The organism is Nonomuraea glycinis, from assembly GCF_035920485.1.
In the GTDB taxonomy this organism is placed as follows: Bacteria; Actinomycetota; Actinomycetes; order Streptosporangiales; family Streptosporangiaceae; genus Nonomuraea; species Nonomuraea glycinis.
Genome location: NZ_CP109166.1, coordinates 9525334 through 9547048, shown reverse-complemented (window position 1 = coordinate 9547048; position 21715 = coordinate 9525334). Strand labels below are relative to the sequence as shown.

The following is a 21715-nucleotide window of genomic DNA, read 5'->3' as shown; positions in this document are numbered from 1 at the left end:
CCATCGTCGGTCGCGCTGTCAGGTGGTGGAGGCCGGGCGGGCGGGGAGGTCGCGGGGGAACAGGGCTGGGGGGAGGTCGCCGCCGTGGCCGTTCCACAGGTCCTTCAGGCTGCGGCCGGGATCGGTCACCGCGAGCTGGACGCCGAGTGCCAGCGTGCGCATGATGTCGGTCATCGCCTCGGCGGGCAGCACCTCGGGGTCGGCCAGCATCAGCACGCGGGTCTCCCCGTCCCCCACCTCGACGCGGACCCGGAACGCCTGCCCGTAGCTCTGCGCCAGCGGCGTCCAGGCGAGCGTCGCCGGGCTCCGGTCGGCGGGGTCGGCCGGGCGGCGGTCCACCTGGACGTAGTTGAACCAGGCCCGGAACAGGTGGTTGACCCAGCAGTCGTGCCCGGGATCCTCCCCGGCCGCCACGGCCATGGCCGTGACCCGGTCGAAGTCGTAGCAGGAGTAGCGGTAGGCCTTGGCGGCGGCCCAGTGCAGGCGCTTGATGTGCTCGCCGAGCGTGGCGCCACGGTCCACGGCGGTGACGAAGGGGATGAGCTGGTTCATCGTGCCGATGTTGTGCTGGTCCTCCTGGGCGAACCGGTTGGAGGACATCAGGCTCATCGTGACCCGGTCGGTGTCCAGGTGGCGGGCCAGCCCGGCGGCGCTGAAAGCCATGATCACGGCCGGTGGGGTGACGCCGTGCGTCCGGCCGGCCTGCGCGGCCAGCCCGCCCAGGCGGCGCGAGGTGAGCGTCAGTTCCAGCCGTTCGCGCTCCACCCGCGCCGGCAGCGTCGGCAACCGGTCCATCAGGCCGTCGGCGAACACGCCGCGCCAGTAGCGCTCGGACGCGGCCTGCACGGGCTGCCAGGACGCCTCTGCCTGCCGCCGTGCCAGCTCGCGCGGGGTGGAGCCGAGCTCGACCTCGGCCGCCGGGCGCCCGGCCACCAGCGCCTTGAACTGGTCCTGCAGATGGTGGATCGACCACACGTCCACGATCAGGTGCGAGAAGGTCAGGCTCAGGTACATCGGCGCGCCCTCGGAGCTGACTATCAGGGCCCGCCAGTTGAGGTCGCCGGTCATCGGGAACGGGATCGCCACCCGCTCCATCTTGACCCGCTCGTGCTCCGTGGGGTCGGTGACCAGGCGGTCCACCCGCTCGACCGGCAGCGGCACGCTCGCGTGCACCCGCTGGACCGGCAGCCCGTCGCGTACCTCGTAGGTGGTGCGCAGCGTCTCGTGCCGGTCGACGAGCCGTCCGAGCGCCTGGTCCACCTGGGCCGGGGTCAGGCCGCGCAGGTCCCACGTCGCCGGGAGGTTCGCCTCGTGGCCCCATCCGCGCGGATAACGCTCGATCTCCCGCCAGCTGAAGAGCTGGCCGTGACTCAAATGTGCCTCGACCGTCATGTGATCTCCTCGAGCCGGCTTTCTCCGCCCGTTATTCATCGCGGACGGGACGTACACGGGTCAAGGCCGTCGCCTCTTCGCGCGCTGGCAAGTAATGGCGGTAACAACGTGCCAGCAGCGGACCATGGGCCCGAACCGGCGTCGCCCCTAAAGTCGCAATAACTAAGCAATGGCCCGGGTGCCGGCAAAGCAATAACGCCGAATCGGCGGGCTGTCGAGCAGTTCATCCAGACAAAGCGGCGGCGTCAAGATGCCAGAGGCTTGGGGTGGCGAATTGATGGTTGACGAGTCGATGCGGCCGGTGGTCACCGGCGGTCCGGACGCGATCGCCGTCGTCGGCATGGCCTGCCGTCTGCCGGGGGCCGCCGACCCCGGAGCTCTGTGGCGGCTGCTCCGCGAGGGCGTGGACGCGGTCACCGAGGCGCCCGAGGGCCGGTGGCCGGAGGCGGCGGACTACCGCCGCGGCGGCTTCCTCTCCGACGTCGACGGCTTCGACGCGGCCTTCTTCGGCATCTCGCCGAACGAGGCGGCGGCGATGGACCCGCACCAGCGCCTGGTCCTCGAACTCGCCTGGGAGGCCCTGGAGAACGCCCGTACCGCGCCCACCGGGCTGCGCGGCAGCGTGGGCGGCGTGTTCCTGGGCGCCATCTCGAACGACCACGCCGCGTTGCTGGCCGGGGCCGGCGCCGAGCCGGGCAGGCACGCGTACACCGGGGCGAACCGCGCCATGATCGCCAACCGGATCTCCTACTTCCTCGGCCTGCGCGGCCCCAGCCTGACCCTCGACGCCGGCCAGTCCTCCTCGCTGGTCGCGGTGCAGCTGGCCTGCGAGAGCCTGCGCGGCGGCGAGACCGCGCTGGCGCTGGCCGGCGGCGTCAACCTCAACCTGAGCGGGGCGACCACCGACGCCATCGGCAGTTTCGGCGCGCTGTCGCCGGACGGCCGCTGCCACGTCTTCGACAGCCGCGCCAACGGGTACGTCCGCGGCGAAGGCGGCGGGCTGGTCGTGCTGAAGCGGCTCGCGGACGCGGTGGCCGCGGGCGACGCCGTGCACGCCGTGATCCTCGGCGGGGCGGTCAACAACGACGGCGGCGGCGACGGGCTCACCGTGCCCAGCCGGCGGGCGCAGGAGGAGGCCATCCGGCTGGCCTGCGCCCGCGCCGGCGTGGCCCCGGGCGACGTCGGCTACGTCGAGCTGCACGGCACCGGCACCAAGGTCGGCGACCCGGTGGAGGCCGCGGCGCTCGGCGCGGCGTACGGCTCCTTCCGGCCGGAGAGCGAGCCGCTGCCGGTCGGCTCGGTCAAGACCAACATCGGGCATCTGGAAGGCGCCGCGGGCATCGCCGGGCTGCTGAAGGTGGTGCTCGCCATCAAGCATCGCGAGCTGCCCGCCAGCCTGCACTTCGAGTCGCCGCCGCCGGAGATCCCGCTGCCGGACCTGCGCCTGCGCGTCGTCCGCGAGACCGCTCCCTGGCCTGGTGGTGATCGCCCTCTGGTGGCAGGCGTCAGCGCCTTCGGCATGGGCGGCACCAACTGCCACCTTCTCCTCGCCGAACCCCCACCCACCCCATCCCTCGTCCAGCCGCCCGCACAGCCGGTGACACCGTCGCGCATCCAGTCGCCCACCCCCACGTCCACGCCGTCGCCCACGCCGACGCCGTCGGCCGTGCGGCCCGGTGGGGCTGGGGGTGTCGGTGCCGGGTTGCCTTGGGTGGTGTCGGCGCGGAGTCCGGAGGCGTTGCGGGAGATGGCGGGGCGGCTCGTCGCGGTGGCGGCGGAGCCGGGGGCCGATCTCGCGGGGATCGCGGCCGGTCTGGTGCGGAGCCGGGCGGTCTTCGAGCACCGTGCGGTGGTGTTGGGCGCGGAGCGGGAGACCAGGGTGGCCGGGCTGCGGGCGCTGGCCGGTGGCAGGCCGCACGACGACGTCCTGCTCGGCGCCGCGACCGGCGGGCGGCGGGTGTTCGTCTTCCCCGGGCAGGGATCGCAGTGGCCCGGGATGGCCCGCGAGCTGCTGGCCGCGTCGCCGGTCTTCGCCGCGCGCGTCGCCGAGTGCGCGGACGCCCTCGCGCCGCACACCGGCTACTCCCTCGTAGACGTGCTGAACGAGCGGCCCGGCGCCCCCGGCCTGGATCGGGTGGACGTGGTCCAGCCCGCCCTGTGGGCGGTCATGGTCGCCCTGGCCGAGGTGTGGCGCGCCCACGGCGTCGAACCTGACGTGGTCGTCGGCCACTCCCAGGGCGAGATCGCCGCCGCCACCGTCATCGGCGCCCTCACCCTGCCCGACGCGGCCCGGGTCGTGGCCCTGCGCAGCCGTGCCATCACCGGCATCGCGGGCCGGGGCGGCATGATGTCGATCGCGGCCCCCCTCGACGTGGTCGAGCGGGCCATCGGCGCCCAGGCGGGGCTCTCCGTGGCGGCCTTCAACGGGCCGCGCTCGCTGGTCGTCGCCGGATCCCGCGAGCTGCTCACCGAGCTGGCAGACCGGCTGCCCGAGCACCGCACCAAGCTCATCCCGGTCGACTACGCCTCCCACACCGCCGAGGTCGAGCAGGTACGCGACGACGTGCTCGCCGCGCTGGCCCCGATCCGGCCGGTGAGCGTCACGACCGCGTTCGTCTCCACCCTCACCGGCGAGCTGATGGACACCGCCGGGCTCGACGCCGGCTACTGGTACCGCAGCCTGCGCCACCCGGTCCGCTTCGCCCAGGCCGTACGGGTGGCGACCGAGGAGAGCTGCGAGCTGTTCGTGGAGTGCAGCCCGCACCCGGTGCTGGCCACGGCCGTGGAGGAGACGGCGGAGGACGCCGGGCGCGAGGTGGCGGTGATCGGCACGCTGCGCCGTGGCCAGGGCGGGCCGGACCGCGTCCAGCGCTCACTCGCCCAGGCGTACGCCGCGGGCGCCCCGGTCGAGTGGCCGGCCGTCCACGAGACGCCGCGTGCCCACTTGGTGGACCTGCCCACATACCCCTTCCAGCGACGCCCGTACCCACCGGCAGGAACGACCGCGACCCCCACGCGGCACGCGACAGAGGCCTCGGAGCGGCACTCGACAGAGGCTCCCGAGCGTCCCCAGGCCGCTGCCGAGCGATCTTCCCCGGCTGGCTCCGCGCAGCGCTCCCCGGCAACCTCCGAGCGGGAACCCCGCGCCGATGCCTCCACCGATGCCTCCTATGCCTCCGCCGATGGCGGAAGCCACGGTGGTGCGGGGCGGCCCGTGTGGGAGCTGGATGAGGTGCGGGTTCTGGTACGGGGGGCCGCGGCCAAGTTGCTCGGGCACGAGGACGCCGGTGCGGTGGAGGTCTCCCGTACGTTCAAGGATCTTGGCTTTGACTCGGCGGCGTCGGTCGAGTTGCGCGACCGGCTCCGTACGGCGACCGGGCTGAAGCTGCCGACCGGTCTGCTGTTCGATCACCCGACGCCGGCCCGGCTCGCCGGCCACCTGCACGCCCTGCTCACCGCCACGACGCCGGATCGGCCGGCCGGGCAGGCCCGGACGACCGGGCGGCAGGCGGCGGACGACCCGATCGTGGTGGTCGGGATGGGGTGCCGCTACCCCGGCGGTGTGACCTCGCCGGCGGACCTGTGGCGGCTGGCCAGCACCGGCGCGGACGCGATCGGCGAGTTCCCCGCGAACCGTGGCTGGGACGTCGACGCCCTCTTCGCCACCGGCCCGGACCGCTCAGGCACCAGCGACACCAGGTACGGCGGATTCCTGCACGACGCCGACCGGTTCGACGCGGCCTTCTTCGGGATCAGCCCGCGCGAGGCGGCGGCCATGGACCCGCAGCAGCGGCTGCTGCTGGAGATCTGCTGGGAGAGCATCGAGCGGGCCGGGATCGACCCCGCCGACCTGCGCGGCTCGGCCACCGGCGTGTTCATGGGCGCGATGGCCCCCGACTACGGGCCGCCGCTGTACCGCACCGGGGGAGTCGCCGACGGCCACCTGCTGACCGGCACCGCGCTCAGCGTCGTCTCCGGCCGGATCGCGTACACGCTGGGTCTGTGCGGTCCGGCGATCACCACCGACACGGCCTGTTCGTCCTCGCTGGTCTCCATCGTCCTGGCGGTCCAGGCGCTGCGGCGCGGCGAGTGCGCGATGGCGCTCGCGGGCGGCGCGACGGTGATGTCCAGCCCGGGGATGTTCGTGGAGTTCAGCAGGCAGGGCGGACTGGCCGCCGACGGGCGCTGCAAGGCGTTCTCCGCCGAGGCCGACGGCACGGGATGGGCCGAGGGCGCTGGAGTGCTCCTGCTGGAGCGGCTCTCCGACGCGCGCCGGCTGGGCCATCCCGTACGCGCGGTGATCCGTGGCGGCGCGGTCAACCAGGACGGCGCCAGCAACGGCCTCACCGCCCCCAGCGGCCCCGCCCAGGAACGCGTCATCCAGCAGGCGCTGGCCGACGCGATGCTGGACGCGGGCGACGTGGACGTGGTGGAGGCGCACGGCACCGGGACCACGCTGGGCGACCCGATCGAGGCGCAAGCGCTGCTGGCGACCTACGGCCGGGCCCGTTCCGAGGACAGCCCGGTCTGGCTGGGCTCGCTGAAGTCGAACATCGGCCACACCCAAGCGGCTGCCGGGGTGGCCGGTGTGATCAAGATGGTCAAGGCGCTGGAGCACCGGACGCTCCCGCCGACCCTGCACGTCAAGGAGCCGACGCCGCACGTCGACTGGGAGTCCAGCGGAGTGCGCCTGCTGACCGAGGCCGTCGAGTTGCCCGGCGATCGGCCGCTGCGGGCCGGCGTGTCGAGTTTCGGGGTCAGTGGTACGAACGCGCACGTCATCGTGGAAGGCACGCCCGAACCGGAGCCGGTGGCGCAGGCCGCCGGGGAGCCGCTGGTGTGGCCGGTGTCGGCGAAGTCCGGTGACGCGCTGCGCGCGCAGGCGGCGCGGCTGCTCGCCTACGCCGAGGATGTCGCGGCTGAGGAGCTGGCCGGTGCGGGCCGGGTGCTGGCGCGGCGGGCGAGGTTCGAGCATCGTGCGGTGGTCGTGGCTCAGGATCGGGACGAGCTGCTGGCGGGGCTGGCGGCGCTGGCCGAGGGCGCGCCGCATGCGGCGGTCGCGACGGGGGTCGCATACGCCGAGGCCCGGCCGGTGTTCGTCTTCCCCGGGCAGGGCTCGCAGTGGGACGGCATGGCGGTGGACCTGCTCGGCTCCAACGCCGCCTTCCGCGAGCAGCTGGAGCGCTGTGACCGCGCCCTGGCCCGCCACACCGGCTGGTCGGTGGTGGACGTGCTGCGCCGCGTGGACGGCGCGCCCGCGCTAGAGGGATCGGACGTGATCCAGCCGGTGCTGTTCGCGGTCATGGTCTCCCTCGCGGAGGTCTGGCGCTCGCTCGGCGTGCACCCCTCCGCTGTGCTCGGCCACTCCCAGGGCGAGATCACCGCCGCGTGCGTCGCCGGCGCGCTGCCGCTGGACGAAGCCGCTCGGGTGGTCGTGCTGCGCAGCCGGGCGCTGATGCGGCTCGGCGACCGGGGCGGCATGCTCGCCCTGCCCGTCGACACCGAGCAGGCCGCGCGGATGCTGGAGCCGTGGGCCGGCAGGCTCTGGCTCGCGATCCACAGCGGACCGGCCAGCTCGGTCGTGGCGGGCGACGCCGACGCGCTGGACGAGTTCGCCGCCGCCTGCGGTGACACGGTACGGGTCCGGCGGGTCGCGATCGGCTACGCCGCGCACACCCCGCACATCGACGCCCTGCGCGAGGAACTGCAGGAGGCGCTCGACGGGCTCCAGCCGCACGCGGCGGAGGTCACGTTCTGCTCGTCCCTGGCGGGCGGCCCGATCGACGTCACCAGGCTGACCGGCGACTACTGGTTCACCGGCCTGCGGCAGCCGGTGCTGTTCCGGCAGGCGGTGGAGTCGCTTGCCGCTTCCGGCGTCGCGGAGCGGCCGGAGGACGGTTCTGGCGTCACGGTGGTGCGGCGGGCGGGGGACGGTTCTGGGGTTCCGGTGTTCCTTGAGGTCAGTCCGCATCCGGTGCTCACCGGGCACGTTGAGGACACGCTGGCTGCTGTGGGCGCGTCTGGCGGGGCGGCCGGGACGTTGCGGCGTGGTGACGGCGGGGCTGTTCGTCTGTTCAAGGCCGCCGCCCAGGCTTGGGTGCTCGGGGTGGACGTGACGTGGGCGGCGGTGCTCGGGGCGGCGGCGAACCACGACGACGCGCTCCCGACCTACGCCTTCAAGGGCTTGCGGCACTGGCTCGACGCGGAATCGGCCGCGGCCGGTGGCGGGCTCGCGCCCTCGCGTCATCCGCTGCTCGGGGCGAGCGTCCCGCTCGCGGCCGAGGACGGGTTCCTGCTGGCCGGGCAGCTGTCGCAGGCCGGCTCGCCGTGGCTGGCCGACCACGCGGTGGACGGTACGGTGCTGCTGCCGGGCACGGCCTTCGTCGAGCTGGCGCTGGAAGCGGCGACCGCGACCGGGTGCGCCGAGGTCGAGGACCTGACGCTGGAAGCCCCGCTGTTCCTGCCCGCGGCGGGGACCGTACAACTGCAGATCGCGGTGGGCGGGCCGGACCAGCAGGGGCGCCGGGCCGTGACCGTGCACGGCCGTCCGGCCGGTGACACCGAGGCGGGCTGGACCCGCCACGCGACCGGCCTGCTCACCGCCGACCCCGGCACCGCCCCGGCTTCCCCGATCAGCTGGCCGCCCGCCGCCGACCCGGTGGACCTGGGCGACCTGTACGGCCGTCTCGCCGAGCGCGGTTACGCGTACGGGCCGGCGTTCCAGGGGCTGCGGGCCGCCTGGCGGGCGGACGACGCGGCGTACGCCGAGGTCGCCCTGCCCGAATCGGTGCGTGGTGACGCCGGCCGCTTCACGCTGCACCCCGCGCTGCTGGACGCGGCGCTGCACCTGGTGGTGCTGGAGTCGGCGGACGACGCCGGCCTGCTGCTGCCGTTCTCGTGGAGCGGGGTACGGGTGGTCGCGGTCGGGGCGCAGACGTTGCGGGTCAGGCTCGAATGGCTGGGTGACGATCGGGTGTCGCTGACCGTGTTCGACGGGGCCGGCCAGTGGATCGCGGGCGTGGAGACGCTGGTGCTCCGCCGGATGTCCAGGGACGCCGCCGCCGGCCCCGCCGACTCCCTCGCCCACACCATCGAGTGGACCGAGTTCACCGGTGCCCCGGTCACCGGTGCCCCGGCAAACCCGGTCACCGGTGCCCCGGCAAACCCGGTCACCAGTGCCCCGGCAAACCCGGTCACCGGGGCACTGGCAGACCCGGTCGCCGGGGGACCGGCTGACTCGGTTGCCGGGGCGGTGGCGGACCTGGCGGGGCTTCGGTGGGCGCTGGTCGGCGCCGATGAGCTGACCGACGAGTTCGGTGCCGAGTTGGCGGCGGCCGGGATCGATCCGCCGCGCTACTACGACCTTGCCTCGCTGGCCGAGATGACCGTGGACCGCGTTCCTGACGTGGTCCTGGCTCCTTGCCACGCCGACCCCGACGACCTGCCGTACTCCGCGCACGACGCGGTGGGGCAGGCGCTCGACTTGGTGCAGGGCTGGCTCGGTGACGAGCGGTTCGCCGGGTCGCGGCTGGTCTGCCTGACCCGGGCCGGCGAGCCGGCGGTCGCGGCGGTGCGCGGGCTGGTGCGGTCGGCGCAGAGCGAGCAGCCGGGGCGGTTCGTGCTGGCCGAGGTGGCCGCGGGCTTCTCCGGCTGGGGCCTGCTGGCCAGGGCCATCGCGTCCGGCGAGCCGGAACTGTCCGCCCGGGACACCACCGTGCTCGTCCCCCGCCTGGTACGCCGCCCACTCACCGCCTCACCCTCAACGTCCGCTCAGCCCCCCGCTTCGATCCCTGCCCCTGCTCCTGCCTCAATGTCCGTTCAGCCCTCCGCTTCGATCTCTGCCCCTGCTCCTGCCTCAACGTCCGCTCAGTCCTCCGCTTCGATCCCTGCTCCAGCTCCCTCCTCGGCTTCCGCTGAGACCTCCGCCTTCAGTTCTGTCCCGGCGTCTTCCCGTATCTCCGCTTCACCCGATGTCTCCACCTCTGTTCTCCCTTCCGTTCCAGGTTGGGATGGGGCGGTGTTGGTGACCGGCGGGACAGGGGGGTTGGGGGCGTTGGTGGCGCGGCGGTTGGTGGAGCGGCATGGGGTTCGGGATCTGGTGCTGGTGTCGCGTCGGGGGTTGGCGGCTGCGGATCTGGTCGGCGACTTGAAGAGGGCTGGGGCTCGGGTTCGGGTGCTGGCGTGTGATGTGTCGGATCGGGACGCGCTGGCGGAGGCCGTGGGTTCGGTGGGGTCGCTGGCGGGGGTCGTACATGCGGCTGGGGTTCTCGATGACGGTGTGGTGGGGAGCCTGACTCCTGAGCGGGTGGATGTGGTGTTGGGGCCGAAGGCCGATGCGGCCTGGTTCCTGCACGAGTTGACCAGCGGGATGCCGCTGCGGTTCTTCGTGTTGTTCTCCTCGCTGGCCGGGGTCGTGGGTAATGCGGGGCAGGGGAACTATGCCGCCGCGAACGCTTTCCTGGACGGTTTGGCCGTTCATCGGCGGGCTGCGGGGCTGCCGGCGGTGTCGGTGGCGTGGGGGCTGTGGGATGTCGAGTCCGGGATGACCGGTGGTCTGGATGTGACCCGGTTGGCTCGTGCCGGGATCGGACCGCTGCAGGTCGAAGAAGGGCTGGCGCTGTTCGACGGCGTGCTGGACGGCGACGCCGAGCCGGTCGTGGTGGTAGCCCGGTGGGACGTGGCCGGGCTGCGGGCACGGGCCGAGGGGGGCGATCTGCCGGGGGTGCTGCGCGGGCTGGTACGCCTGCCGCGCCGTACCACCGGCCCGGTCGTCCGCGCCGTGGCCGGACCGGCGGGACCGGCGGGACCGGCGGGGCTGACCGAGCGCCTCGCCGCGCTCGGTGAGGCCGGCGCGCTGACCCACCTGACCGAGCTGGTCCGCTCGCACGTCGCCGCCGTCCTCGCGCACGGCGACCCCGACCAGGTCGCCCCGGACCTGGCCTTCAACGATCTCGGCTTCGACTCGCTGACCGCCGTGGAGCTGCGCAACCGGCTCACCACGGGCACCGGGCTGCGGCTGCCGTCCACGTTGATCTTCGACCATCCCACGATCCGCTCCCTGGCCGAATACCTGCTCCGCACGCACGCCCCCGAGACGCCCTCCGCCGAGGACGCCCTCCGGACGGCGGTGGACCAGGCCGAGTCCATGATGCGGGCCGCCAACGGCGAAGCGGACGCCGTACGCGGCCGGCTCGTCGCCATCCTGCGGAGCGCGCTCACCAGGATCGGCACCTCCCCTGTCAGCACGGCCGCGCAGAACGGATCCAACGGCGCGGCCGAGGAGATCGTTTCAGCCTCCGACGAGGAGATCTTCGCCCTGATCGACAACCGGGCGATGACGTCTCCCCTGAGGGCACCGCAGGAAAGGCCGGACCATGGCGAATGAAGACAAGTTACGGGCGTATCTGAAGAAGGTCATGGTGGAGCTGGCGGAGGCTCGTCAGCGGTTGTCCGAGGATCAGGGGCGTAGGCATGAGCCGATCGCGATCGTCGGTATGGCGTGCCGGTATCCGGGTGGGGTGGGGAGTCCGGAGGAGTTGTGGGATCTGGTGGTGTCGGGTGGGGATGCCATCGGGGAGTTTCCGGTTGATCGTGGGTGGGATCTGGAGGGGTTGTTCGATCCGGATCCGGAGGCTGTGGGGAAGTCGTATACGCGTCATGGTGGGTTCGTTCATGAGGCGGGGGAGTTCGATGCTGCGTTCTTCGGGATGAGTCCGCGTAGTGCGCTGGCGACGGATCCGCAGCATCGGTTGTTTCTGGAGTCGTGCTGGGAGGCGTTGGAGCGGGCCGGGATCGATCCGGTGACGCTGCGCGGCAGCCGCACCGGCGTCTACGCCGGCAACATGTTCAACGACTACTCCTCACGGTTCGTGCACGGCGCGGTCCCGCCGGAGGTCGAGGGCGTGCTCCTGTCCGGCAGCACCCCCAGCGTGCTGTCCGGCCGGGTCTCCTACACCCTCGGGCTCGAAGGCCCCTCGCTCACCGTGGACACCGCCTGTTCCTCCTCCCTGGTCGCGCTGCACCTGGCCGTGCGCGCGCTGCGCCAGGACGAATGCGCCATCGCGCTCGCGGGCGGCGTCACCGTGCTGGCCTCGCCCGACGCCTACGTGGAGTTCTCGCGCCAGCGCGCGCTGGCTCCCGACGGCCGCTGCAAGGCGTTCTCCTCCACCGCCGACGGGGCCGCGTGGTCCGAAGGCGTCGGTGTCCTCGCCCTGGAAAGGCTGTCCGACGCGCGGCGTAACGGCCGCCGCATCCTGGCGGTGATCCGCGGCTCCGCGGTCAACCAGGACGGGGCCAGCAACGGGATGACCGCCCCGAGCGGCCCGGCCCAGGAGCGAGTGATCCAGCAGGCCCTCGACGACGCGACGCTGAACGCGAGCGACGTGGACGTGGTGGAGGCACACGGCACCGGCACCAGACTCGGCGACCCCATCGAGGCCCAGGCGCTCCTGTCCACCTACGGCCGGGCCCGCTCCGAGGACAGCCCGATCTGGCTCGGCTCCCTGAAGTCGAACATCGGCCACACCCAGGCGGCCGCCGGAGTGGCCGGTGTGATCAAGATGGTCAAGGCGCTGGAGCACCGTACGCTCCCGCCGACGCTGCATGTCAAGGAGCCGACCCCGCACGTCGACTGGTCCGCGGGGAGCGTCCGGCTGCTCACCGACCCGCGCGACTGGCCGCCCGGCGAGCGCCCCCGCCGCGCCGCCGTCTCCTCCTTCGGCATCAGCGGTACGAACGCGCACGCCATCATCGAGGAGTACGTCCCCGAGCCCGCACCTGAGTCAGCCCCTGCCGAACAGGTCGTCACCGGCCCGCTCGCCTGGGCCGTGAGTGGCCACACCGCGCAGGCGCTGCGCGCTCAGGCCGAGCGGCTGCACGCGCACGTCACCGCGTGGCCGGAGCCGCACCCGGCCGACGTGGCCCACTCCCTGGTCGCCACCCGGTCCGTGCACCCGCACCGCCTGGTCGTGCTCGGCCGCGACCGCGAAGCCCTGCTCGCCGGCCTCGGCGGGCGGCCCGCAGGCGAGGTGGTCGAAGGAGTGGCGGCCGAACGCAGCCGTACCGCCTTCCTGTTCACCGGACAGGGCGGGCAGCGGCCCGGCATGGGCCGGGAGCTGGCCGCCGCCTCGCCGGTGTTCGCCGCCGCCCTCGACGAAGCGTGCGCGGCGCTCGACGTACATCTCGACAGGCCACTGCGCGAGGTGATGTGGGCCGCGCCCGGCACGCCGGAAGCGGCGCTGCTCGACGAGACCGCGTACACCCAGCCGGCCCTGTTCGCCTTCGAGGTGGCCGCCTTCCGGCTGCTGGACGCGCTCGGGGTCGCGCCCGCGTACGTCGCCGGGCACTCGGTCGGCGAGTTCGCCGCCGCGCACGTCGCCGGTGTCTGGTCGCTGCCGGACGCCGCCCGCCTGATCGCCGCCCGAGGCCGGCTCATGCAGGAGCTGCGCGCACCCGGCGCCATGATCGCGGTGGCCGCGACGCCGGAAGAGCTCCGGCCCACCCTGGCCGGGCTGGAGGACAAGGCCGGCATCGCCGCCGTGAACGGACCGGCCGGCGTGGTGATCTCCGGCGACGAGAAGACCTGCCTCGCGGTCGCCGAACAGTGGCGCGAGCGCGGCCGGCGCACCCGGCGGCTGACCGTCAGCCACGCCTTCCACTCCCCGCTGATGGAGCCCATGATCGCCGGGTTCGCCGCCGAGCTGGAGTCGGTGACGTTCACCCGGCCCCGAATCGCGAGCGTCACCGGCCTCACCGGCGTCCTCGACACCCCGTGGACCGACCTTGAGTACTGGCTGCGGCAGATCAGGCTGCCCGTCATGTTCCAGCCGATGATCGCCCGGCTGGAGGAGCAGGGCGTGAACCTCTACCTGGAGGTCGGGCCGAAGGCCGTGCTCGCCGGTATGGCGCCCGACTGCGTCACCGGCGAGGACGCCACGATCCTCTCCCTGCACCGCCGAGACCGTGCCGAACCCGACGCGCTGGCCGCCTGCCTCGCCGCCGCCTGGGTGGCCGGCGCCCCCGTCGACTGGCCGGCGCTGCTCCCGCGGGGGAACCGGGTGGACCTGCCGACCTACGCCTTCGAACGCGAGCGGTACTGGCTCGGCCCGCCCGCCCGCGTCGCGGACCTGCCCGCCGTGGGCCTGCGCGAGGTCGCCCACCCCCTGCTGGGCGCCGAGGTCGAGCTCGCCGAGGACGGGCCCACCATGCTCACCGGCCGCCTGTCGGTCACGGACACGCCGTGGCTCGCCGAGCACGTCGTCGCCGGGGCCGTGGTGCTGCCCGGCGCGGTCCTGGCCGATCTGGTCCTGGAGGCCGCCGCGCGGACCGGGCTCGGCCTCGTCGAGGAGCTGATGTTCGAGGCGCCGCTGGTGCTGCCACGGCAGGGCGGGGTCACGGTCCAGGTCATCGTGGATCCCCCTGACGCCTCCGGGGCGCGGCCCGTACGGGTGCACTCGCGGCCGGACGGCGACCACGAGGCCGGCTGGACCCGGCACGCCTCGGGCGTACTGGGCGATTCGGCCGCTGGTGGTGGTGTGTGGGAGTGGGCTGGGGTGTGGCCGCCGGTGGATGCGGTGGTGGTGGAGTTGGAGGGGGGTTATGAGCGGTTGGCGGAGTCGGGGTATTCCTACGGTCCGGCGTTTCAGGGGCTTCGGGCGTTGTGGCGGCGTGGTGAGGAGTTGTTCGCCGAAGTGGTCGCGCCTGACGGTCTGGACGTCACCGGTTTCGGCGTCCACCCCGCGCTGTTCGACGCCGTGTTCCACCCGCTGCTCGTCGCCGACCCGGCCGACGGGCTGCGCCTGCCCTTCGAGCTGCGCGGCCTGCGCCTGTACGAGGCCGAGGCCGGTGCGCTCCGGGTCCGCCTGACCAGGACCGGCGCCGACGGCTGCGCCATCGACGCGGCCGGCCCCTCAGGGCGTCCGGTCTTCTCCCTGGCCTCCCTGCGCGTACGCCCGGTCCCGGCCTTGGCCACCGGTACGGCGAGTCTGCCGCTCTACGGGGTGGAGTGGGCGGATGCGCCTGCCGGCTCGGGCTCCGGTTCGGGTTCGGGTTCGGGTGATCCGGTGGTGGTGTGGTGTGTGAGTGAGCTGGTGGGTGTGCCGGCTGCGGTGCGTGAGTTGACGTCGCGGGTGTTGGCGGCGGTGCAGGACGAGGGGTTGGCGGGGTCGCGGTTGGTGTTCGCGACCCGGCCGGGGGACCTGGCGGGTGCGGCGGTGTGGGGGTTGGTGCGGTCGGCGCAGAGTGAACAGCCGGGTCGTTTCGTCCTGGCCGAGGTGCCGGAGGGTTTCACCGACTGGGCGACGGTGCTCGCCTCGGGCGAATCACAGGTCCGCGTCGTAGACGGCCGAGTGCTGGCCCCCCGTCTGGCCCGCCGACCACTCCCCACCCCGACCGCCCTCCAGACCTCCACCCCGCCCGGTGTCCCTGCCCCGATCGGCCTTGAGACCTCCGTCTCGCCCGGTGCCTCCGCCCCGATCGGCCTTCTGACCTCCGTCTCGCCTGGTGTCCCTGCCCCGGTCGGCCTTCGGACCTCCGTCTCGCCCGGTGCCTCCGCCCCGGTCGGCCTTCGGACCTCCGCTTCACCCGATGTCCCCGTCTCTGTTCTCCCTTCCGTTCCAGGTGGGGATGGGGCGGTGTTGGTGACCGGCGGGACAGGGGGGTTGGGGGCGTTGGTGGCGCGGCGGTTGGTGGAGCGGCATGGGGTTCGGGATCTGGTGCTGGTGTCGCGTCGGGGGGTGGCGGCTGCGGATCTGGTCGGCGACTTGGAGAGGGCTGGGGCTCGGGTTCGGGTGCTGGCGTGTGATGTGTCGGACCAGCGGGCGCTGGCGGCTCTGGTCGAGTCGGTGGGGCCGTTGGCGGGGGTCGTACATGCGGCTGGGGTTCTGGACGACGGTGTGGTGGGGAGTCTGACCCCCGAGCGGGTGGATGTGGTGTTGGGGCCGAAGGCGGATGCGGCTTGGTTCCTGCATGAGTTGACCAGCGGGATGGCGCTGCGGTTCTTCGTGTTGTTCTCCTCGCTGGCCGGGGTCGTGGGCAACGCGGGGCAGGGCAACTACGCGGCGGCGAACGCCTTCCTCGACGGGCTGGCCGTTCACCGGCGGGAGGCCGGGTTGCCGGCGGTGTCGGTGGCGTGGGGGCTGTGGGATGTCGAGTCCGGCATGACCGGCGGTCTGGACGTCGCCCGGTTGGCTCGCGCGGGGGTCGCTCCGCTGGGCGAGCAGGAAGGGCTCGCTCTGTTCGACACGGCTCTGGCCGGTGAGGTGGAGCCGGTCGTGGTGGGGGCGCGCTGGGACACGGCCGGGCTGCGGGCAAGGGCCGAAGGTGGTGACCTGCCGGGGGTGCTGCGCGGGCTGGTACGCCTGCCGCGCCGTACCCAAGGAAAGGGAGCCGCAGCGGGCCTGGTGGCCAGACTCGCCGAGCTGAGCAAGGAGGAGGCGCTGCGGTTGCTGACCGACTCGGTCCGCAACCAGGTCGCCGCCGTCCTCGCACACGGCAGCGCGGACAAGATCAGCGTCGATCGTGCCTTCAACCAGCTCGGCTTCGACTCTCTCACCGCCGTCGAGCTGCGCAACCGGCTCAACGCCGACACCGGACTGCGCCTGCCCGCGACCCTCGTCTTCGACCATCCGACCGTACGGGAGCTGGCCCAGCACCTGCTCGACTCGCTGGCCCCGGCCCAGCCCTCACCCGAGGACATGCTGCGCGGCGCCCTGGAGCACGTGGGGTCGATGCTCACCACCGCCAAGGACGACGGCGAGATCATCCGCGGCAAGCTCGTCGCCGTGCTGCGGAGCGGCCTGGCCCGCTTCAGCGGGGAGCCGGAAGGCCAACCCGACACGATGGTGAACAAGATCGACTCAGCCTCCGACGAGGAGATCTTCGCCCTCATCGACAACGACCTGTGACCACTCCCGTGATGACTGGAAAGGCCGGAGCGATGGAGACCGAGCAGAAGCTTCGCGATTACCTGAGGCGTGCGACCGTCGAACTGGCGGAGGCTCGTCAGCGGTTGTCCGAGGATCAGGGGCGTAGGCATGAGCCGATCGCGATCGTCGGTATGGCGTGCCGGTATCCGGGTGGGGTGGGGAGTCCGGAGGAGTTGTGGGATCTGGTGGTGTCGGGTGGGGATGCCATCGGGGAGTTTCCGGTTGATCGTGGGTGGGATCTGGAGGGGTTGTTCGATCCGGATCCGGAGGCTGTGGGGAAGTCGTATACGCGTCATGGTGGGTTCGTTCATGAGGCGGGGGAGTTCGACGCTGCGTTCTTCGGGATGAGTCCGCGTAGTGCGCTGGCGACGGATCCGCAGCATCGGTTGTTTCTGGAGTCGTGCTGGGAGGCGTTGGAGCGGGCCGGGATCGATCCGGTGACGCTGCGCGGCAGCCGCACCGGCGTCTACGCCGGCAGCATGTACGAGCACTACTCGACCCGCTTCCTGGACAAGGCGCCGGACTCGGTCGAGGGCACCCTGTTCACCTCCAGCGCAGCCAGCGTGCTGTCCGGCCGGGTCTCCTACACCTTCGGGTTCGAGGGACCGTCGCTGGCGGTCGACACCGCCTGCTCCTCCTCCCTGGTCGCGCTCCACCTGGCCGTACAGGGGCTGCGGCGCGGCGAGTGCTCGCTGGCCCTGGCCGGCGGCGTGTCGGTGATGGCGTCGCCGGTGCCGTTCGTGGAGTTCTCGCGCCAGCGTGCGCTGGCTCCCGACGGGCGGTGCAAGTCGTTCTCCTCGACCGCCGACGGGGCCGCGTGGTCCGAAGGCGTCGGCGTCCTCGCGCTGGAGCGGCTGTCGGACGCCCGGCGTAACGGCCGCCGCATCCTGGCGGTGATCCGCGGCTCCGCGGTCAACCAGGACGGCGCCAGCAACGGGATGACCGCCCCGAGCGGCCCGGCCCAGGAGCGGGTGATCCAGCAGGCCCTGGACGACGCGATGCTCGACATGCGTGACGTGGACGTGGTGGAGGCGCACGGCACCGGGACCACGCTGGGCGACCCGATCGAGGCGCAGGCCCTGCTGGCCACCTACGGCCGCGTCCGCTCCCAGGACAGCCCGGTCTGGCTGGGCTCGCTGAAGTCGAACATCGGCCACACCCAGGCGGCCGCCGGAGTGGCGGGTGTGATCAAGATGGTCATGGCGCTGGAGCACCGAACGCTCCCGCCGACGCTGCACGTCAAGGAGCCGACCCCGCACGTCGACTGGTCCGCGGGCGGCGTCCGGGTGCTGACCGAGGCTGTGAAGCTACCGGGCGACCGGCCGCTGCGGGCCGGCGTGTCGAGCTTCGGGGTCAGTGGTACGAACGCGCACGTCATCGTGGAGGGCACCCCCGAACCGGAGCGCGTGGCACAGGCCGCCGGAGAGCCGCTGGTCTGGCCGGTGTCCGCGAAGTCCGCCGAATCCCTGCGCGCGCAGGCCGCCCGGCTGCTCGCCTACGCCGAGGACATCACCGCTGACGAGCTGGCCGGCGCCGGGCGGGTGCTGGCCCGGCGCGCGAGGTTCGAGCATCGTGCGGTCGTCGTGGCTCAGGACCGGGACGAACTGCTGGCCGGGCTGGCGGCGCTGGCCGAGGGCAGCCCGCATGCGGCGGTCGCGAGTGGCGTGGCGTCCGCCGAAGCCCGGCCGGTGTTCGTCTTCCCCGGGCAGGGCTCGCAGTGGGACGGCATGGCGGTGGAGCTCCTGGACACCGACGAGACGTTCCGGGCCGCTCTCCTCCGCTGTGACGAGGCGCTGCGCCCGTACACCGGATGGTCGGTCGTGGACGTGCTGCGTGGCGCGCCCGGCGCGCGCCCGCTGGACGGCACCGACGTGATCCAGCCGGTGCTGTTCGCGGTCATGGTCGCGCTCGCCGAGCTGTGGCGCTCGCTCGGCGTGCAGCCCTCGGCGGTGCTCGGCCACTCCCAGGGCGAGATCGCCGCCGCGTGCGTCGCGGGCGCGCTCTCCCTGCCGGACGCCGCCAAGATCGTGGCGCTGCGCAGCCGCGCGCTGATCCAGCTTCGCGGCAGCGGCGGCATGCTCGCCGTGGCGCTGCCGGCGGCCCAGGTCCAGGAGCGGATCGAGCCGTGGGCGGACCGCCTGTGGGTGGCCGTGCACAGCAGCCCCGCCGGCTCGGTCGTGGCAGGAGAGGTCGCCGCGCTGGAGGAGTTCGCCGCCGCCTGCGGCGACACGGTGCGGGTACGCCGGATCGCGGTCGACTACGCCTCCCACACCCCGCACGTCGAAGCGCTCCGCGACGAACTGCTGACCGTCCTCGCCGACGTGCGGCCGCGCGCCACCGACATCGGCTTCTGCTCCTCCCTCGCCGGCGAGCTCATCGACCCCGCCAAGCTGACCACCCAGTACTGGTACGACAACCTGCGCAACCCCGTACGGTTCCAGCAGGCCGTCACCGCCTTCACCGGCACCCCGCTGTTCGTCGAGGTCAGCCCGCACCCGGTGCTCGGCACCGACACCGAAGCCAGCTGCGACGCGGCGGGCGTGCCCGCGGGCAGCTGCCACACGCTGCGCCGGGGCGCCGGCGACCGCCGCCGCTTCCTCACCGCGCTCGCCCACGCCTGGGTGCTCGGCGCGCCGGTCACCTGGAGCGACGCGCTGCGCCCCGCGACGCACCCGCGCCGGGAGCCGCCGACGTACGCCTTCTCCCGGCGCAGGTTCTGGCTCGTCGGCGGCGAGTCCGGCCGGCTGCCCGGGGCGGGCGTCGGCGGCTCGCGCCACCCGATGCTCGACGCCGTCATCCCGATGGCCGGGGGCGGCTACGTGCTCACCGGCCGGATCTCCCTGCGCGGCATGCCCTGGCTGACGGGTCACGCCGTGGCCGGCCGCGTGCTGCTCCCCGGCGCCGCCTTCGCCGACCTGGCCCTGGAAGCCGGTACGCAGGCGGGCTGCGCGCGGCTGGACGAGCTGGTCATCGAGGCCCCGCTCTTCCTGCCCGAGCAGGGCGCGGTCACTGTTCAGGTCACCGTGGACCCGCCGGACGCGGGGCGGCGGCAGATCGCCGTCCACTCCCGCGCCGAGGGCGACGAGGACGACGGCTGGACCCGGCACGCCTCGGGCGTACTGGGCGATTCGGCCGCTGGTGGTGGTGTGTGGGAGTGGGCTGGGGTGTGGCCGCCGGTGGATGCGGTGGTGGTGGAGTTGGAGGGGGGTTATGAGCGGTTGGCGGAGTCGGGGTATTCGTACGGTCCGGCTTTTCAGGGGCTTCGGGCGTTGTGGCGGCGTGGTGAGGAGTTGTTCGCCGAGGTGGTCGCGCCCGACGGTCTGGACGTCACCGGTTTCGGCGTCCACCCCGCGCTCCTGGACGCGTCCTTCCACCCCCTCGTGCTGGCCGCCGGGGACGACGAGCTGCGGCTGCCGTTCGCCTTCGGAGACGTCCGGCTGCACGCCGCCGAGATCTCCACCCTGCGCGTACGCCTCACGACCACCGGCGAGGACTCCGTCATCGAGGCCGCCGACGTCACCGGCACGCCCGTCCTGTCCATCGCCTCCCTCCGCGCCCGGCCCGCCGACGTCCACCCGTCCACCCGAGCCGGCCTCCCGCCGCACGGCATGGAATGGGTCGAGGCGCCTTCGGGCTCGGCCTCGGGTTCGGGCTCCGGTTCGGGCTCCGGTTCGGGTTCGGGTGATCCGGTGGTGGTGTGGTGTGTGAGTGAGCTGGTGGGTGTGCCGGCTGCGGTGCGTGAGTTGACGTCGCGGGTGTTGGCGGCGGTGCAGGACGAGGGGTTGGCGGGGTCGCGGTTGGTGTTCGCGACCCGGCCGGGGGACCTGGCGGGTGCGGCGGTGTGGGGATTGGTGCGGTCGGCGCAGAGTGAACAGCCGGGTCGTTTCGTCCTGGCCGAGGTGCCGGAGGGTTTCACCGACTGGGCCACGGTGCTCGCCTCAGGCGAGTCGCAGGTCCGCGTCGTGGATGGCCGAGTGCTGGCCCCCCGTCTGGCCCGCCGAGCACTCCCCACCCCGACCGCCCTCCAGCCCTCCGCCCCGCCCGGTGCCCCCGTCTCTGCTCTCCCTTCCGTTCCAGGTGGGGATGGGGCGGTGCTGGTGACCGGCGGGACAGGGGGGCTGGGGGCGCTCGTGGCGCGGCGGCTGGTGGAGCGGCATGGGGTTCGGGATCTGGTGCTGGTCTCGCGGCGCGGGCCGGGCGCTGTGGGGGTTTCGGGTCTGGTCGCGGATCTGGAAGGGGTCGGGGCTCGGGTTCGGGTGCTGGCCTGTGATGTGTCGGATCGGGATGCGCTGGCGGAGGCCGTGGCTTCGGCTGGGCCGCTGGCGGGGGTCGTACACGCGGCTGGGGTTCTGGACGACGGGGTGGTGGGGAGCCTGACCCCCGAGCGGGTGGATGTCGTGCTGAGGCCGAAGGCCGATGCGGCCTGGTTCCTGCATGAGCTGACCAGCGGGATGGCGCTGCGGTTCTTCGTGCTGTTCTCCTCGCTCGCCGGAGTGGTGGGTAACGCGGGGCAGGGCAACTACGCGGCGGCGAACGCCTTCCTGGACGGGCTGGCCGTTCACCGACGGGAGGCCGGGTTGCCGGCGGTGTCGGTGGCGTGGGGGCTGTGGGATGTCGAGTCCGGCATGACCGGCGGTCTGGACGTCGCCCGGTTGAGCCGCGCCGGAGTCGCCCCGCTGCGGGTGGAAGAGGGCCTGGGCCTGTTCGACGGCGTGCTGGACGGCGACGCCGAGCCGGTCGTGATAGGCGCCCGCTGGGACACGGCCGGACTGCGGGCAAGGGCCGAGGGCGGTGACCTGCCGGGGGTGCTGCGCGGGCTGGTACGCCTGCCGCGCCGTACCCAAGGAAAGGGAGCCGCAGCGGGCCTGGTGGCCAGACTCGCCGAGCTGAGCAGGGACGAGGCGCTGCGGTCGCTGACCGACTCGGTCCGCGACCATGTGGCGGCCGTCCTCGCGCACGGCGACCCCGACCAGGTCGACGTGGACCAGGCGTTCAACCAGCTCGGCTTCGACTCCCTGACCGCCGTCGAGCTGCGCAACCGGCTCAACGCCGACACGGGGCTGCGCCTGCCCGCGACCCTCGTGTTCGACCATCCCACGGTCCACCTGCTCTCGGCCTACCTCGCCGAAGTCCTCGTACCGGCGCCACCCACGGCCGAGGAGACGCTGCGCATCGCCCTGGAACGGGTCGACGACCTGCTCGCCTCGGCCAACGGCGAGGCGCGGAGCATGCGCGACCGGCTCACCGCCATCCTCCAGGGCGCGCTCACCAAGCTCGGCGGCGCCGTGCAGAACGATGTCGGCGGCGTCATGGAGAAGATCGACTCCGCTTCGGACGAGGAGATCTTCGCCCTCATCGACAACGACCTGTGACCCATGACTCCCGCGACCGGAAAGGCA

General features: G+C 73.2%; 4 protein-coding genes. 3 read left to right on the top strand and 1 reads right to left on the bottom strand.

Annotated features, from left to right (window positions below):
* Window positions 1–18: 18 nt before the first annotated feature.
* A complete protein-coding gene (locus OHA68_RS44805) occupies window positions 19–1392 on the bottom strand; it encodes a condensation domain-containing protein (RefSeq protein ID WP_327105678.1) in 1374 nt (457 codons plus the stop codon).
* Window positions 1393–1669: 277 nt separating this feature from the next.
* Between OHA68_RS44805 and OHA68_RS44800 the strand changes: the two genes are divergently transcribed.
* From OHA68_RS44800 to OHA68_RS44790, 3 genes are read left to right on the top strand one after another with little or no spacing between them, the layout of a single operon-like run.
* Complete coding sequence (locus OHA68_RS44800) at window positions 1670–10777, top strand: type I polyketide synthase (protein ID WP_327105677.1); 9108 nt, start codon at window positions 1670–1672, stop codon at window positions 10775–10777.
* A complete protein-coding gene (locus tag OHA68_RS44795) occupies window positions 10767–16295 on the top strand; it encodes a type I polyketide synthase (RefSeq protein WP_327105676.1) in 5529 nt (1842 codons plus the stop codon). Before OHA68_RS44800 ends, OHA68_RS44795 begins: the two co-directional genes overlap by 11 nt.
* A gap of 11 nt (window positions 16296–16306) precedes the next feature.
* Window positions 16307–21688, top strand: coding sequence for a type I polyketide synthase (locus OHA68_RS44790; protein ID WP_327105675.1), 5382 nt, complete (start codon window positions 16307–16309; stop codon window positions 21686–21688).
* Window positions 21689–21715 lie beyond the last annotated feature (27 nt).

Bases quoted from the DNA above. Each gene is read 5' to 3' on its own strand.
- OHA68_RS44795 (WP_327105676.1), top strand. From the start codon at position 10,767: ATGGCGAATGAAGACAAGTTACGGGCGTATCTGAAGAAGGTCATGGTG.
- OHA68_RS44790 (WP_327105675.1), top strand. From the start codon at position 16,307: ATGACTGGAAAGGCCGGAGCGATGGAGACCGAGCAGAAGCTTCGCGAT.
- OHA68_RS44805 (WP_327105678.1), bottom strand. From the start codon at position 1,392: ATGACGGTCGAGGCACATTTGAGTCACGGCCAGCTCTTCAGCTGGCGG.
- OHA68_RS44800 (WP_327105677.1), top strand. From the start codon at position 1,670: ATGGTTGACGAGTCGATGCGGCCGGTGGTCACCGGCGGTCCGGACGCG.